This window comes from Stenotrophomonas sp. MYb238 (assembly GCF_009496535.1).
Lineage (GTDB): Bacteria > Pseudomonadota > Gammaproteobacteria > Xanthomonadales > Xanthomonadaceae > Stenotrophomonas.
In genome coordinates, this window is the sequence record NZ_WIDL01000015.1 from 76689 (window position 1) to 91186 (window position 14498).

The window sequence follows — 14498 nt, forward strand, 5'->3', positions numbered from 1 at the left end:
CCCCGGGAGCCGCGCCGGCGGCCCCGGAAAGGCTCAGTTCTGCGGGTCTTCGGGCAGGGCCACGGAAATGTCGAGCACGTCGTGCTCGCCGTCCTTGACCAGGTCCACCTTGACCGCGTCGGCGTCGATGTTGACGTACTTCTTGATCACTTCCAGCAGCTCGCGCTGCAGCAGCGGCAGGTAGTCCGGGCCGCCGCGGGTGCTGCGCTCCTGCGCGATGATGATCTGCAGGCGGTTCTTGGCGGTCTCGGCGGTGGTCTTCTTGGCCTTGAAGATGTCGAACAGTCCCATCGTCACCCTCCGAACAGCTTGCTGAAGAAGCCCTTCTTCTCCACGGAAGTGAAGCGCATCGGGCGCTCCTCGCCGAGGATGCGGCCGACCGCGTCCTCATAGGCCTGGCCGGCCATCGATTCGCTGTCCAGGATCACCGGCTCGCCCTTGTTGGAGGCGTTGAGCACGTCGCCGGACTCGGGGATCACGCCGATGGCCTTCAGCCCCAGCACTTCCTCCACGTCGCCGATGCTGAGCATCTCGCCGCTTTCCACGCGCGAGGGGCTGTAGCGGGTCAGCAGCAGGTAGGCGGGCACGTTCTTGCCGGCCTCGGCGTTGGCGGTCTTGGAGTCGAGCAGGCCGATGATGCGGTCCGAGTCGCGCACCGAGGACACTTCCGGGTTCACCACGACCACGGCGCGGTCGGCGAAGTACATCGCCAGGAACGCGCCCTTCTCGATGCCGGCCGGCGAGTCGCAGATGATGAAGTCGAAACCGTCGGCGGCCAGGTCCTTGAGCACCTTCTCCACGCCTTCCTTGTTCAGCGCGTCCTTGTCGCGCGTCTGCGAGGCGGCCAGCACGTACAGGTTGTCGAAGCGCTTGTCCTTGATCAGGGCCTGCTTCAGCGTGGCCTCGCCATGGACGACGTTGACGAAGTCGTACACCACCCGGCGCTCGCAGCCCATGATCAGGTCCAGGTTGCGCAGGCCGACGTCGAAGTCGATGACGGCGACCTTCTTGCCGCGGCGGGCCAGGCCGCACGCGATGCTGGCGCTGGAGGTGGTCTTGCCGACGCCGCCCTTGCCGGAGGTGACTACGATGATTTCAGCCAAAGGATTTCTCCTGAATGTTCCGTGGGGGCTGCGCGTCAATCCAGCGCAGCGATCATGATCTGGTCCTGCTCCAGCCAGACCTGCACGGCCTTGCCGCGCAGGGTGTCGGGAATATCGTCCAGCACCTTGTAGCGTCCCGCAATCGCGACCAGTTCAGCGTGGAAGTCGCGGCAGAAGATGCGGGCGCCGGTATTGCCCTGCGCGCCGGCGAGGGCGCGGCCACGCAGGGTACCGTAGATGTGGATGCTGCCGTCGGCGATCACCTCGGCCCCGGCACCCACCGTTGAGAGTACGGTCAGGTCGCAGTTCTCGGCGTACAGCTGCTGGCCCGAGCGCACCGCGCCCAGCTGCATGCGGCCGGGCTGCGCGGCGGGAGCGGCGGATGCGGGAGCGGGCGCCGGTTCGGGCGCGCGGCGCGCCGGCGCGGGGTGCGGCGGCGGTGGCGCCGCGGGTGCGGCATCGGCGCGCTCGTACTGGGCGCGGAACTTGGCCAGCAGCGGCAGCCCGAGCTGGACCGAAAGCTGTTCGACCTCGGTGGTGCCATAGGCCAGCGCCACCGGCAGCACGCCGGCATCGCGCAGCCCGTCCAGCAGGGCCTGGGCGCTGGCCTGGTCGGGCACGCGGCTCAGCCCGCCGAAATCGAGGATGACCGCCGCGCGCCCGAACAGCTTGGGCGCGCGCGCCACGCGCTCGCGCATTTCCTGTACCAGCCGCTCCACGTCGAGGGTGCGGATGCGCAGGTTGGCGATGCCCACCTGCCCGATCTTCAGTTCGCCTGCCTGTTCGTAATCCGGATTCACTGCCATCTCAGGTTCCCGTCGGCCGCTGCTGCAGGGGCCGGCGTGTGTGGCCCACCCAGGGGACGTCGGGCAGGTTGTCGCCATAGGTTTCCTTCACCCACTCGTAGCTGCACAGGTCCTTGAGCAGCATGCTGGCGCGCACGTCCACCTCGCCCTGGGCGTTGTGCATGGTGTTCTGGCCGACCTCGCGGAAGCCGAAGCTGCCATGGAACAGCAGGGCGGCATCGGCGCCGTGGTCCAGGAACACCTCGCAGGCCATCTGCGGGTAGCGCAGTTCGGCATAGCTCTGGGCGTCGGCATAGAACGCACGGCCGACGCCGCCGCCGCGGCGGCGGCTGGCGACCACGATGCGGTCGATATAGAAGAAGCTGGGATAGCGCTGCTGGAACCAGGCGAAGTTGCAGCTGTCGTGCTCGCTGTCGCTGCCATAGCCCACCAGGAAACCGGCCATGTTGCCGTCGCGCTCGGCGACGCGGAAATACTCGGCGGTCTCGTAGAAGCGGCGGATCTTGGCGGCATCCAGCGGCAGGATGGCCAGGCCGGCGTTGTTGTTCAGTGCCAGGACGGAATCGAGCTCGTGCTCGCGCACGTCGCGGATGACGATCGACATTGTGACTCCGTGGGTGAAACGGTCGGCCCCAAGCGGGGGGATGGGGCTGGCCGGCGATTATCGCATGGCCGGCGCGGACCGGGCGAGCCGGCGGCATGACCCGGGCCGATGCATGACTTCCGTGGGAGGGCGCGCAGGCGCCGCGCTCCGTACCATGCACCCATGTTGGGATACCTAAGCCATACCCGCGTCCTGCGCCTGGCCGGCCTGTTCACCTGGGCCATCGTCAGCCTGCCGCTCATCTACAGCCAGTACGCACTGGACGAGGAGGCCGTGCCAGGATGGCCGGGCGAGGTGCTGTGGCTGTTCGTGGTCTATGCCGCGTTCGGCGGCTGCTATTTCTGGTTGACCCGCCGGCTCAACAGTGGCGGCCATGCGCACTGGTACGACCGCCTGCTGCTGGTGGTGCTGACCCTGTGCGCGCTGGCGGTCAGCTTCCTCAACGGGTCGGGCCTGGGAAGCATCCTGATGATGGTCGCGGCCGGGGTCATCCCGTGGCTGCTGCCGGTGCGGATGGGCGTGCTGTGGCTGCTGCTGAGCCAGCTGACGGTGCTGCCGGTGTACCTGATGCTGGGCTTCTCGATGTTCGAGGCGCTGATGCAGTCGCTGCTGTATGGCGGCTTCTCGATGTTCATCTTCGTGACCAGCCTGGTGGCGCGGCAGCAGACCCAGGCCCGCGAGGAGCAGCGCCGGCTCAACGCCGAGCTGCGCGCCACGCGCCTGCTGCTGGCCGAGAGCGCCCGCATCAACGAGCGCACCCGCATCTCGCGCGAGCTGCACGACCTGCTCGGCCACCACCTGACCGCGCTGAGCCTGAACCTGGAGGTGGCCGGGCACATCACCGAGGGCCAGGCGCAGGAGCACGTGCGCCAGGCGCATACCCTGGCCAAGCTGCTGCTCACCGACGTGCGCGAGGCGGTCAGCCAGCTGCGCGAGAGCGGGGCGATCGACCTGGCCGCGGCGCTGCGGCCGCTGGCCGAGCGGGTGCCCTCGCTCGAGATCCACCTGGACATGGAAGACCCGCTCAGCGTGGAAGACCCCGAGCGCGCGCATGTGCTGCTGCGCTGTACCCAGGAAGTCATCACCAACGCGGTGCGCCATGCCGGCGCCCGCAACCTGTGGATCCGGGTCGAGCGCGAGCGCGAGCGCATCGTGATCGACGCCCGCGACGACGGCGTCGGCGGCGAGGTCGAGGACATCCTGCCCGGCAACGGCCTGCGCGGCATGCGCGAACGCCTGGCGCAGTATGGCGGTGAGCTGGACGTGTCGGCACGGCGTGGCGAGGGCTTCCACCTTCGCGCCTCGCTGCCGGTGGCAACCCATATGATGCTGGCCTCCGGGCCGCAAGGAGTGAACTGATGATCCGCGTCTGTCTGGTCGATGACCAAACCCTGGTACGGCAGGGCATCCGTTCGCTGCTGGCGCTGGACGACGGCATCGAGGTCGTGGCCGAGGCCACCGACGGCCGCCAGGCGGTGGAGATGATCCCGCAGGTGGCGCCGGACGTGGTGCTGATGGACATGCGCATGCCGGTGATGTCGGGCCTGGAGGCGCTGCAGACCCTGTCGCGGCTGGGCCAGCTGCCGCCGGCGATCATCCTGACCACCTTCGACGACGACCAGCTGGTGCTGGCCGGGCTCAAGGCCGGCGCCAAGGGCTACCTGCTCAAGGACGTGACCCTGGAGCAGCTGGTCGGGGCGATCCGCACGGTGGCCGAGGGCGGGTCGCTGGTGCAGCCGGCGGTGACCCAGCGCCTGCTGTCCGGGCTGGAGCACATGCGCAACGAATTCGTCAGCCTCGACCGGCCCGACCCGCTGACCGACCGCGAGACCGAGATCCTGCGGCTGATGGCTAGCGGCTTCTCCAACAAGGAGATCGCCAATTCGCTGGGCGTGGCCGAGGGCACCATCAAGAACCACGTCTCCAACATCCTGAGCAAGCTCGGCGTGCGCGACCGCACCCGGGCGGTGCTCAAGGCCTTCGAGCTGCAGCTGGTCTGAGCCGTGGCGCGCCATACGGCCGGGTCCGGATGTGGAGGGCGCCGCCGCCGGCGTGGACATGGCGGAACCGGCTTTCGACTGGATCTTTCCTGGTGACTGGTGTGAAGGCGGCGTGTGGAGGGAAAATGACCCGCGTCGGCCCCCTGGCCATCGCGGTTCCTGCGCGGCATCGCGCGTGGCCGTGGAGGCGATGGGTTACCCTTGACGCCCTTCGGCCCGCATGCCCGCACCGGACACGGAAACCGGTGCGCCAAATCCGTCAACAACCTGCGCGAAGCCTGATAGGATGGGCGCTTCGCTTCAATCAACCCGGCCGTGGGATCGGCCCCGGAGACTCCTGAATGACCCGTATTATCGAGTTCCTGATCGCCTTGGGGATCGTGGCTGGCCTGTTCGTCATCATTGGCGTGTGCCTGCCGGGCGAGCGCCATATTTCCGAAAGCATCGAAACCAACCGCAAGATGACGATCGTGTACGACACGGTCAACAGCCTGCGCCGCTTCAAGGACTGGAACCCGCTGGTGCTGCGTGACAAGGGCATCGAGCTGAAGTACGACGGTCCGGACGCCGGCGTGGGTGCCCGCATGGAGTACACCTCCAGGGACCTGGGCTCGGGCAGCTGGAAGATCACCGACAGCGAGCAGAACAAGCGCGTCGTGATCGCCATCGAGGACCAGACCAAGGGCAAGGACAAGGTCACCACCTTCACCCTTGAGCCGACGGGCAAGAACGACCGCAACGTCAAGATCACCCAGGACTACTCGGTCAACTACGGCTTCGACCTGTTCGGCCGCTACGCCGGCCTGTACGTCAGCCGCCACATCGGCGACGACCTGAAGCTGGGCCTGTCGCGCATGGCCAACATGCTGGCCTCGGTGCCGAACGTGGACTACCGTGCCGCCGAAGCCCCGCTGACCGACCTGAAGCTCGTGGACGTGCCGGCCGAGGACCTGCTGGTGGTCAACGCCGGCAACATCGACCGCAGCAACGAGAGCATCCGCAAGTCGATCCAGGACAACCAGGAGTGGATCAAGCGCGCGATGGAAGCCAACGGCCTGGAGGCCGCCGGTCCGGTGCGCATCGTGACCACCGACTTCGGTGCCGAGAAGTACGCCTTCGACGTGGCCCAGCCGGTCCGCAAGAAGAGCGGTGCCGCCGCTGCCGGCGACAAGAAGGAAGGCGATGCCGACAAGGCCGACGCCGCTCCGGTCGCCGCCGCCGATGGCCAGCTCGGCGTGAAGATCCCGTCCGGCAACCCGGTCACCTACGTGCATGCCGATGCGCATCGTTCGGCGTTCGCGTCCTACACCGGCCACATGGCGGGCCTGGATGTCGCACGCAACGCGCTGCGCGCCTGGGCGACCACCGCCGGCTACGAAGTGGTCGACCGTCCGTACGAATCGTGGAAGGGCGGCGTGGACAAGGCCTTCACCACCGACGGCACCTACGACGTGTACTGGTCGGTCAAGTAACCGGCCCGTCGCGGAAGATGAAATGATGCACAGAAAACGCGCCGCCTACAGCGGCGCGTTTTTTGTTGCCTCCCTGCCTGGCGGCAACCGGACGCGCCCAGGCAGGCGATGCGATCAGCGTCCGGGCGATCATGGGCCACGCTGTGGTGGCCGACGAACCGGGGGAAGGATGATGCTGGGAATGGAACGGAGGGTGCGCAAGCCGTCGCTGCTGGCGTTCTGCGGGGCGTTGCTGGCGGCGTCCGCGGTGGGGTTGTCCGCGTACGCCTCGCATGCGGTGGACGATCCGCTGGCGCAGTCGCACCTCGGCACCGCCGCGCTGTACGCCTTCGGCCATGGCGCCGTGCTGGCGGTGCTCGGCCCGGCCTCGCTGAACGCGGCCGGGCGCACGGCGCTCTATGTCCTGCTGCTGGGCGTGCTGCTGTTCTCCGGCAGCGTGGCCGGCGGCGCGCTGGGACTGTGGCCGACGCGGCTGGCGCCGGTCGGCGGTACCGCGCTGATGGCCGGCTGGGTGCTGCTGGCGCTCAGCGCACTGCGGCGGTAAGCCCGATGCCCCGGCATGCGCGCGGTTTCGACGTGGAGCAGGCGCTGGCGCATCTGCAGCGCCGCGACCGGCGCCTGGCGGGCTGGATCCGGCGCATCGGCCCGCTGGAAGCGCCGGCGGGCTGGCGCGGGCCGTTCGACCCGGTCGATGCGCTGGCGCGCGCGATCCTGTTCCAGCAGCTCAGCGGCAAGGCCGCCTCGACCATCGTCGGGCGGGTGGAAGCGGGCATCGGAAGCAGGCGCCTGCACGCCGACACGCTCGCCCGCATCGACGACGCCGGCCTGCGCGCCTGCGGCGTGTCGGGCAACAAGGCGCTGGCGCTGCGCGATCTGGCGCGGCGCGAACTGGCCGGGGAAATTCCCTCGACCCGGCAGATGGCGTGGATGCACCACGAAGCCATCGTCGAGGCGCTGGTGCCGATCCGCGGCATCGGCCGCTGGACGGTGGAGATGATGCTGATGTTCCGGCTCGGCCGGCCCGACATCCTGCCGATCGACGACCTGGGCATCCGCAAGGGCGCGCAGCGGGTCGACGGCGGCGAGACGATGCCGACGCCGCGCGAACTGCTGGCCCGCGGCGAACGCTGGGGCCCGTACCGCACCTGGGCCAGTCTCTACCTGTGGCGGATCGCCGACCTGGCCGACGCCGGCGGCGCGAAGACCAACCGGTCGCAGGACTGACACGGCGACGGAGCGGATGCGGCGCCGGATGCGCGCCAGGGCGCGCGGTCGTTCCTGGAAGGCGCGAACAGCGGGTTCTCGCTGAGGGCCGGCCCGGGAACGGGCGGGTTGCGCTTCCATTCCTTCACGAAGCAGTGGTAGCGGAAGGTCGCGGTCATGGCGCGGAAGTAGAAGATCGCGAATACCAGGCCGAACACGAGGCCGGTGGGTTGGCCGGTCTGCTGCATGACCAGGATCTTGGACAGCACGAAGTAGGCCAGCATGAAGGTCGCCGCGGTCCGGCTGCGCCTGTGGATGCCGAACGCCAGCAGGGCGATGAGGCCGACGTCGATGAGGTTGAAGGCGCTGAAGACGGTTTCGTCGCCGCTCTGGCGCAATGACAGGAGCGTGGCCAGCAGGGTCATGGCGCACGACACGCAGGCGGCGATCCAGCCATGGCGGATCGGTGCGGCGATGGTGTCGGGTATCTGCCGCTCGGTGGGCCGGACGTCGGGTGCGGAGACGGGCGTGGTGGGCGGCGTATAGGGATTGGAATCGCTCATGGTCTCGTCCTTGTTCATGCGCATTGATGGTGGGGCGTCGCGCTGCCGGCGGCCATGCCCGCGTGTGGGGCAACCTTTGCGTGATCCTTCGGCTCTGGTCCGCCGCGGTCAGGTACCAGCCGCGTGGCACCAGTGCCATGGCTCGTAGACGATGCCGTGCGGGTTGTCGCGCGGGTAGCTCATGCGGAAGCCGAAATCGCCGGCGTTCGCCTGCAGCCACGCGAAGGCGGGCGTGCGCTCGAACGATTCCTCCGCCGGCGGCTCGCCGGGCGTGCCGATGTCCAGCGCGTTGCCGCCGTGGTGTTCGCTGTAGCCGGGCGCCGCGTTGACGGTGAGGATATCCGCTACCTGCAGGCCGCGCGCGAGTTTGCGTTCGAAGATGCCCAACTGGTAGTCGTGGCTGCGGTAACCGGAGATCGCGTCCAGCGCGATACCGTCGGCCGCGGCGGCCGCGCGCAGGCGTTCCCAGGCGCGCGCGGCGGTGCGGGTCAGCCATAGCGCGCGACGGTAGCGGTCTCTGCCGGCGAAGTGGAGATGCGCCGGTTCGGCGACCAGCGGCAGGCCGCTGCGCGCGGCATAGCGCTCGTCCAGCCCGAGGCGGTGCAGGCGTTCGTTGAGGCGATCCAGCGGCAGCTGCGTTTCCGGCGGCGGGCCGCTCCGTGGCAGCGGTTCTTCGAGGCGCTGCAAGGCCTCGTCGATACCGGGTTCGCGTGCCAGGCGTTCGACCATCGGCATCAGGCCTTCGGGAAGCAGCGCCGCCAGATAGCGCCCGTCGCGCTTGCGTCGCAGCACCGTGCGCGCGCGGGAAAGCAGGCGCGCGTCGTGGCTGCCGCGCGCGTGCAGCAGGCCCGCCGGCCACAGTTCGATGTCGGGGGTATTGAGCAGCAGGCGTGGGGCGGTGCGCATGGCGGTAGCTTGGAGCATCGGTGCGGGACTGTCGATTGCGCGGAAAACATGCGCGAATGCACCGCCGTGGAAGCATGGCCGCCGGCATGATGTGGAATGCCGGCAGGAAGCCGCAGGCTCCGCATTGCGCGGAAGTCCAATGCGGCGCCGGTCCGCGCCTCCACGGCCACGATGCGGCGATGCACCGCGCGGCGACGCTTGCTCCGCCGCACCCTGTCGGCCACGCCCCAGCGGCGCAAACCCTCTCTAGGAGGTGGATTGATCGGCGGCTTGTTTCAACGCATCGAGCAGGGCGCGCGGATGTTCCGGCGAAAGCAGCAGCAGCGAGCCGTCGCGCAGCGGCAGCGCCAGCACACGGCTGTTGTCGGTGACCAGGCAGAACGCCTTGCTGCCGTCGCGCATGCGGAAGTGGCCGGAGCGGAAGCCGGGCAGGCCGTAGCCGTTGGTCTTGATCGCCGGTTTCAGTTCCCGGTGCTCGGCCAGGTCGACGATGCGCGCCCGGTCCAGCCGCATCGAGCCGATGGCGGTGGTACGGGTATAGAAGGTGGAGCGGACGGTCAAGCCGCTGGCATCGAGCGTGATGCGCCGGCGCAGGTAGGCCAGGCTCACCACCACGCCGGTCAGCGCGACCAGCCCCGGGCCCAGCCAGGCGCGGTAGCCCGCCAGATAGGCCATGCCCTTGTCGCCGAGCGTCAAGGCCAGCGGCAGCCCGATCGCCACCGCCAGGATTCCCCACAGGATCAGCAGCGGCATGCCGGTTGGCGGGGCGACGGGGTGGTCCTTCGCTGCGTGTATCGCGGTCGGCATTGCTCGGGTTCTTCCGGGAACGGTCATGGCGCGCCGATCTCCAGCAGGGGCGCCAGCACGTGCAGCACGATGTCGGCGCTGAAATGGGCGAGCATCGCCATCTCCAGCCCGCGCCGCCAGTACAGCCAGCCGCAGACGCAGCCGACCAGCGCGTTGAGGGCGATGGTGCGCAGCACGACGATGGCGTCCAGTCCCCAGATCTGCGCGGCGGCCGGCAGGTGGCCGACGCCGAACAGCACGGCGGCCAGCACGATGGCGACATGGAAGGCCGCGTTTCCCGGCATGCGCCGGCGCACGCGGGCGACGACCCACAGCACCAGCGTCATCAGGAACAGCCGCAGCTGCAGTTCTTCGGCGATGCCGCCGTAGAACGAGGCCAGCAGCCCATTGAACGCCGACACGCCGGCGGCGGTGGCTGCCGGCGGGTTGATCATCGTGGGCAGCCACGGGTCGATCCACTGCGTGCACAGCAGCACCAGCGCGCCCGAGGCGGTGCCGAGCAGGATCGCCTGCAGGGGCGCAGCACGTTGCACGGCAGTGCTTTCACCGCCGAGCCAGCGCTGCAGCAGCGGTGCGCCGAGGCCGAGGCAGTGGCCCATGCGCAGGCCCAGCAGCGACAGCGCGCCGAGCAGCACGAAGGCCTGCAGCGACTGCGCGGCCACCAGCACGGGCAGCGGCAGCGGGATGCGTTCCAGCTTCTCCGGCATGAGCTGCTGCAGATAGGGGAACAGTCCGGCCGTGGCCAGCGCCGCGGCCAGCCCGAGCACGCCGGCCATCTTCAGGTCGATCTTCCACGGCGACGGCGCCACCTGGGAAGTCATGGCTGGGCCTTCACCCAGCGGGCGATGTCCTCGATCAGCGTGGCATCGACATGGCCGGGTTTGCCGTATTCGTCCAGCGTGCCCTTGCCTTCGCCGGCGATGCCGAGGTGGTTGAGCGAGGGATAGAACTGGAAGCGGTAGCGCGGCCCCTGCAGCCCCTGCTTCCAGCGCTGCCAGTCGGCGTCGACCACCTGGAAGTCGCGGCCGCCCTGCAGCAGCAGTACCGGCAGCCCGCTACCGCGCGCGTCGGCGACCGGATCCACCTGCTCCAGCTGCTGCCAATAGCGGCCGGGCAGCTCCAGCAGCTTGGCCGCGGGGTCCTTGCGGACCCGGGCGATGGCTGCGTCGAGCGCATCAAGGTGCGCCTGCTCTTCGGCACTGACGCTGCCGTCGAGATTGGCCAGGTAGCGGTTCTGCTCGCCGAGCAGGTCGAGGATCGGGCGGGCCGGTGCGGCCAGCAGGATCAGGCCGGCCACCTGGCCGTGGCTGTTCCCTACGATGCGGCCGGCGAGCAGGCCGCCCTGGCTGTGGCCCAGGACATGGATGCGCGCGCGGTCGATGGCAGGGTTGCCGGCCAGCGCCGCGACGGCGGCGACGGCATCGTCGGTGGTTTCGTCGTCGATACCGAATGCGCCGCGGAAATCCTGCGGCCGCGCCTGCGTGCGCTTGTCGTAGCGCAGCGAGGCGATGCCGTGCGCGGCCAGTCCGCGCGCGATGTCGAGGAACGGGCGGTTGCCGCCGATGGTCTCGTCGCGGTCCTGCGGGCCGGAGCCATGCACCAGCACCACGGCGGGGAACGGGCCCTTGCCCCGCGGCAGGGTCAGCGTGCCCGGCAGTCCGGGCTTGCCCGACGCCAGCGCAGGCAGGGTGATGGCCTGTTCGCTGAAGGACGCATCCGCGGCCGGCGGCGGTGGCGGGGGCGGCGGGGGCTGCACCAGGAAGCCGGCGATGCGGTCGTCGCTGTCCAGCACCACGCGCGCCAGCACGTTGTCGCGTGCGTAGGCCAGCGGGATGGCCACGATGCGGAAGCCGTCGGCCTCGCTGACGGTCGCTTCGCCGCGCGCACCCGCCGCGCCCAGCAGCACGGGCAGCGACTCCCACATGGCCTTGAGCTTGTGCGCAGGGACCGCGGCCTTCATCTGCGGCGAGAACGTCGCCTCGGCGGCCGCGTACTGGCCGGCGTCTAGCTGGTCGAGCAGGCGCATGGCCAGGGCGGCGGGAGACTCGGCAGCCGATGCGGTGACCGATATCGCGAGCGTGAGGCCGGCGATCCATGCCTGCAGGCGCCGCACCTCAGGCTTCCTTCTTGAAGACAAGGGTTGGCGAGGAAATCGTCGGCGTGGCATGCACGATGTTGACCAGTTCCCAGCCGAGCCGGCCGTGCTTGTCCAGTTCTTCCTGCAGCGTTTCCATCTTCACGTCGCCAAGCATGCCGGTCTTCACTTTGACGACGAGATACTTCCAATGTGTGCTCATGGTTCTTCCTCGCTGGATTCTTTCTTCGGTGTGGGAAGCCGCCCGGCCTTGCGCAGGGCGTCGCGTATCACGTACTCGATCTGTGCGTTGAGGCTGCGCAGCTCGTCGTCGGCCCAGCGCTGCGCCGCCGCCAGCACGTCGGCGTTGATGCGCAGCGGGTAGGCCTTCTTCTCGCTCACTACCGGCCCGTCCCCGCCGGTGCGCGGCGCAGGTGCAGGACCAGCGCGACGCCCAGCGCGTTGACGGCCACCACCAGCGCGATCGCCACGCCATAGGTGGCCATGCGGTTGCCGGCGGCCAGATAGAGGCCGATGGCGCCGACGAACAGGCTCAGCGCGATCAGCGCCCAGCGCAGCCCGAGGCCGCGCGCGTGCCGGCTGCCGTCGCGGCTGCTCCAGGCGGCGATGCCCAGCGCCGGCAGGCCGGTGAGGGCAATGATCAGCGGGGCGAGCACGTCATTCATGCGCGGTGCCTCAGTACAGCGAGCCGGTATTGACCACCGGCTGGGTGCCGCGGTCCGAGCACAGCACGGTGAGCAGGTTGCCGACCATCTGCGCCTTGCGTTCCTCGTCCAGCTCGACCACGCCGCTGCGCTGCAGTTCGGCCAGCGCCATCTCGACCATGCCCACCGCGCCGGCGACGATGCGCTGGCGGGCGGCAATCACCGCGTTGGCCTGCTGCCGCTGCAGCATCGCCTGGGCGATTTCCGGGGCGTAGGCCAGGTGGCTGATGCGGGCGTCCAACACCTGTACGCCGGCATCGGCCAGGCGCTCGGCCAGTTCGTCCTTCAGGTGCTGGGAGATCTCGCTGGCGTGGCTGCGCAGCGACAGCTGGCCGTCCTCGTGCTGGTCGTAGGGGTAGCTGGTGGCCATCGCGCGCAGCGCCGATTCGGACTGGATGTGCACGAAGCTCTCGTAATCGTCGACGTTGTAGACCGCCTCGGAGGCGTCCACCACCTGCCACACGATCACCGCGGCGATCTCGATGGGCGAGCCGTCCAGTTCGTTGACCTTGAGCTTGCCGCTCTCGAAATTGCGCACGCGCTGGCTGACCTTCCTCTTGGTGAAGAAGGGGTTGTTCCAGCGCAGGCCGTTGTCCTTGACCGTGCCCACGTACTTGCCGAACAGGCTCAGCACCGCGGCCTGGTTGGGCTGGACCATGTACAGGCCGCAGCTGAACAGCAGGCCGGCGATCAGCAGCACGACGCCGCCGGCGACCAGCAGGCCGGCGCCCCCGGCCCCGGACTTTGCCAGCACCACCGCGTAGACCAGGGCGGCGGCGCCGGCCAGCATCAGCAGGAGCGAGCCCAGCAGGGTGGAGATACCGGGCAGGGAACCGATGGCTTTCTCTTTCATGGCGCGCGTCTTCCGTGGTGGTTGCGATGAAAGATATCAAATTGATATCAACATGCAAGAGGGGGTGATGGAGAGGGCCGCGGCTAGAATGTGCGCCCCTGTTCCCGCCCGGATCCGCCCGATGACCTCGCTTGGTACCCCGCTGTCGCCTTCCGCCACCCGCGTGCTGCTGCTCGGCTCGGGCGAACTGGGCAAGGAAGTGGCGATCGAACTGCAGCGCTTCGGCGTGGAAGTCATTGCCGTGGACCGCTATGCGGATGCGCCGGCGATGCAGGTCGCGCACCGCAGCCACGTGATCGACATGCTCGATCCGGCCGCGCTGCGCGCGGTGATCGCCCAGGAGCAGCCGCACCTGGTGGTGCCCGAGATCGAGGCCATCCATACCCAGACCCTGGTGGAACTGGAAGCCGCGCAGGGCCTGCGGGTGATCCCCACCGCACGCGCCGCGCGGCTGACCATGGACCGCGAAGGCATCCGCCGGCTGGCGGCCGAGACGCTGGGCCTGCCGACCTCTCCCTACCGCTTCGTCGACACCGAAGCCGAATACCGCGCCGCGGTGCAGGCCATCGGCCTGCCGTGCGTGGTCAAGCCGGTGATGTCGTCCTCGGGCAAGGGCCAGAGCACGGTACGCAGCGAGGCCGACGTCGGCCCGGCCTGGGACTACGCGCAGACCGGCGGCCGCGCCGGCGCCGGACGCTGCATCGTCGAGGGCTTCATCGACTTCGACTACGAGATCACCCTGTTGACCGTGCGCCACGCCGGAGGCACGTCGTTCTGCGATCCGATCGGCCACCTGCAGCAGGACGGCGACTACCGCGAGAGCTGGCAGCCGCAGGCGATGTCGGCCACGGCGCTGGTGCGCGCGCAGGACGTGGCGCGCGCCATCACCGACGACCTCGGCGGCTGGGGCGTGTTCGGCGTCGAACTGTTCGTGAAGAACGACGAGGTGTGGTTCAGCGAGGTCAGCCCGCGTCCGCACGACACCGGGCTGGTGACGCTGGCGTCGCAGGAACTGAGCGAATTCGCGCTGCATGCGCGCGCGATCCTCGGCCTGCCGGTTCCGGCCATCCGCCACCATGGCCCGTCGGCCTCGTGCGCGATGCTGGCGCAGGGCAACGGCGTGCCGCTGTTCAGTGGCGTCGATGCCGCGCTGCGCGTGCCGGACACGGCATTGCGCCTGTTCGGCAAGCCGGTGGTGCAGGGCCAGCGCCGCGTCGGCGTCACCCTGGCGCGCGCGGCCGACGTGGACCAGGCCCGCGCGATCGCGCGCGAGGCGGCCGAGGCCATCGGCATCGAGCTGCGCTGAAACTTGTAGGAGCGCACCTCGGTGCGCGGTCGGGCTTTCCCGGTAATGCCCGTCGCGCACCGAGGTGCGCTCCTGC

The 14498-nt window shown here is 69.3% G+C and carries 19 protein-coding genes; 6 read left to right on the forward strand and 13 right to left on the reverse strand.

Features of this window, described 5'->3' with window-relative positions:
* Positions 1 to 33: 33 nt before the first annotated feature.
* From minE to CQ393_RS11495, 4 genes are read right to left on the reverse strand one after another with little or no spacing between them, the layout of a single operon-like run.
* Positions 34 to 291, reverse strand: a complete 258-nt coding sequence (gene minE / locus CQ393_RS11480; RefSeq protein ID WP_153191683.1) for a cell division topological specificity factor MinE — start codon at positions 289 to 291, stop codon at positions 34 to 36.
* Between the two features lie 2 nt (positions 292 to 293).
* Entirely contained in the window at positions 294 to 1103 is an 810-nt protein-coding gene (minD, locus tag CQ393_RS11485; protein ID WP_153191684.1) for a septum site-determining protein MinD, read from the reverse strand.
* 35 nt (positions 1104 to 1138) lie between these two features.
* Positions 1139 to 1909, reverse strand: a complete 771-nt coding sequence (gene minC, locus CQ393_RS11490; protein WP_153191685.1) for a septum site-determining protein MinC — start codon at positions 1907 to 1909, stop codon at positions 1139 to 1141.
* Position 1910: 1 nt separating this feature from the next.
* The gene (locus tag CQ393_RS11495) at positions 1911 to 2513 is read right to left on the reverse strand and encodes a GNAT family N-acetyltransferase (protein ID WP_153191686.1); all 603 of its coding nucleotides are present in this window, start codon (positions 2511 to 2513) and stop codon (positions 1911 to 1913) included.
* Between the two features lie 162 nt (positions 2514 to 2675).
* On the opposite strand from CQ393_RS11495, the gene CQ393_RS11500 reads away from it, so the two are divergent.
* From CQ393_RS11500 to CQ393_RS11520, 5 genes are all read left to right on the forward strand, one after another.
* Positions 2676 to 3872, forward strand: a complete 1197-nt coding sequence (locus tag CQ393_RS11500) for a sensor histidine kinase (RefSeq protein WP_153191687.1) — start codon at positions 2676 to 2678, stop codon at positions 3870 to 3872.
* Entirely contained in the window at positions 3872 to 4513 is a 642-nt protein-coding gene (locus CQ393_RS11505) for a response regulator transcription factor (RefSeq protein WP_054666964.1), read from the forward strand. The genes CQ393_RS11500 and CQ393_RS11505 overlap by 1 nt, the downstream gene beginning before the upstream one ends.
* A 341-nt stretch (positions 4514 to 4854) precedes the next feature.
* Positions 4855 to 5985, forward strand: coding sequence for an SRPBCC family protein (locus CQ393_RS11510; RefSeq protein ID WP_153191688.1), 1131 nt, complete (start codon positions 4855 to 4857; stop codon positions 5983 to 5985).
* A gap of 172 nt (positions 5986 to 6157) precedes the next feature.
* Entirely contained in the window at positions 6158 to 6529 is a 372-nt protein-coding gene (locus tag CQ393_RS11515) for a DUF423 domain-containing protein (RefSeq protein ID WP_153191689.1), read from the forward strand.
* Positions 6530 to 6534: 5 nt separating this feature from the next.
* Positions 6535 to 7209, forward strand: coding sequence for a DNA-3-methyladenine glycosylase (locus CQ393_RS11520; protein ID WP_153191690.1), 675 nt, complete (start codon positions 6535 to 6537; stop codon positions 7207 to 7209).
* Here the strand turns inward: CQ393_RS11520 and CQ393_RS11525 are convergent.
* From CQ393_RS11525 to CQ393_RS11565, 9 genes are all read right to left on the reverse strand, one after another.
* Entirely contained in the window at positions 7143 to 7751 is a 609-nt protein-coding gene (locus CQ393_RS11525) for a hypothetical protein (RefSeq protein WP_153191691.1), read from the reverse strand. The genes CQ393_RS11520 and CQ393_RS11525 overlap by 67 nt on opposite strands.
* A gap of 108 nt (positions 7752 to 7859) precedes the next feature.
* Entirely contained in the window at positions 7860 to 8657 is a 798-nt protein-coding gene (locus CQ393_RS11530) for a M15 family metallopeptidase (protein ID WP_153191692.1), read from the reverse strand.
* 246 nt (positions 8658 to 8903) lie between these two features.
* On the reverse strand, positions 8904 to 9410 hold the full coding sequence (locus CQ393_RS11535) for a PH domain-containing protein (protein WP_228114483.1): 507 nt from the start codon (positions 9408 to 9410) through the stop codon (positions 8904 to 8906).
* 77 nt (positions 9411 to 9487) lie between these two features.
* Positions 9488 to 10285 (reverse strand): CPBP family intramembrane glutamic endopeptidase, encoded by a 798-nt coding sequence (locus CQ393_RS11540; protein WP_153191694.1) that lies wholly within the window; start codon positions 10283 to 10285, stop codon positions 9488 to 9490.
* Positions 10282 to 11577, reverse strand: coding sequence for an alpha/beta fold hydrolase (locus CQ393_RS11545; protein ID WP_343199944.1), 1296 nt, complete (start codon positions 11575 to 11577; stop codon positions 10282 to 10284). The genes CQ393_RS11540 and CQ393_RS11545 overlap by 4 nt, the downstream gene beginning before the upstream one ends.
* Position 11578: 1 nt before the next feature.
* Entirely contained in the window at positions 11579 to 11761 is a 183-nt protein-coding gene (locus CQ393_RS11550) for a DUF4177 domain-containing protein (protein ID WP_153191695.1), read from the reverse strand.
* Complete coding sequence (locus tag CQ393_RS11555) at positions 11758 to 11940, reverse strand: Arc family DNA binding domain-containing protein (protein ID WP_343199945.1); 183 nt, start codon at positions 11938 to 11940, stop codon at positions 11758 to 11760. Before CQ393_RS11555 ends, CQ393_RS11550 begins: the two co-directional genes overlap by 4 nt.
* The gene (locus tag CQ393_RS11560; protein ID WP_153191696.1) at positions 11940 to 12224 is read right to left on the reverse strand and encodes a hypothetical protein; all 285 of its coding nucleotides are present in this window, start codon (positions 12222 to 12224) and stop codon (positions 11940 to 11942) included. Before CQ393_RS11560 ends, CQ393_RS11555 begins: the two co-directional genes overlap by 1 nt.
* Before the next feature lie 10 nt (positions 12225 to 12234).
* The gene (locus CQ393_RS11565) at positions 12235 to 13116 is read right to left on the reverse strand and encodes an SPFH domain-containing protein (protein ID WP_153191697.1); all 882 of its coding nucleotides are present in this window, start codon (positions 13114 to 13116) and stop codon (positions 12235 to 12237) included.
* A gap of 121 nt (positions 13117 to 13237) precedes the next feature.
* On the opposite strand from CQ393_RS11565, the gene purT reads away from it, so the two are divergent.
* Complete coding sequence (gene purT, locus CQ393_RS11570) at positions 13238 to 14422, forward strand: formate-dependent phosphoribosylglycinamide formyltransferase (RefSeq protein WP_153191698.1); 1185 nt, start codon at positions 13238 to 13240, stop codon at positions 14420 to 14422.
* Positions 14423 to 14498: the final 76 nt, after the last annotated feature.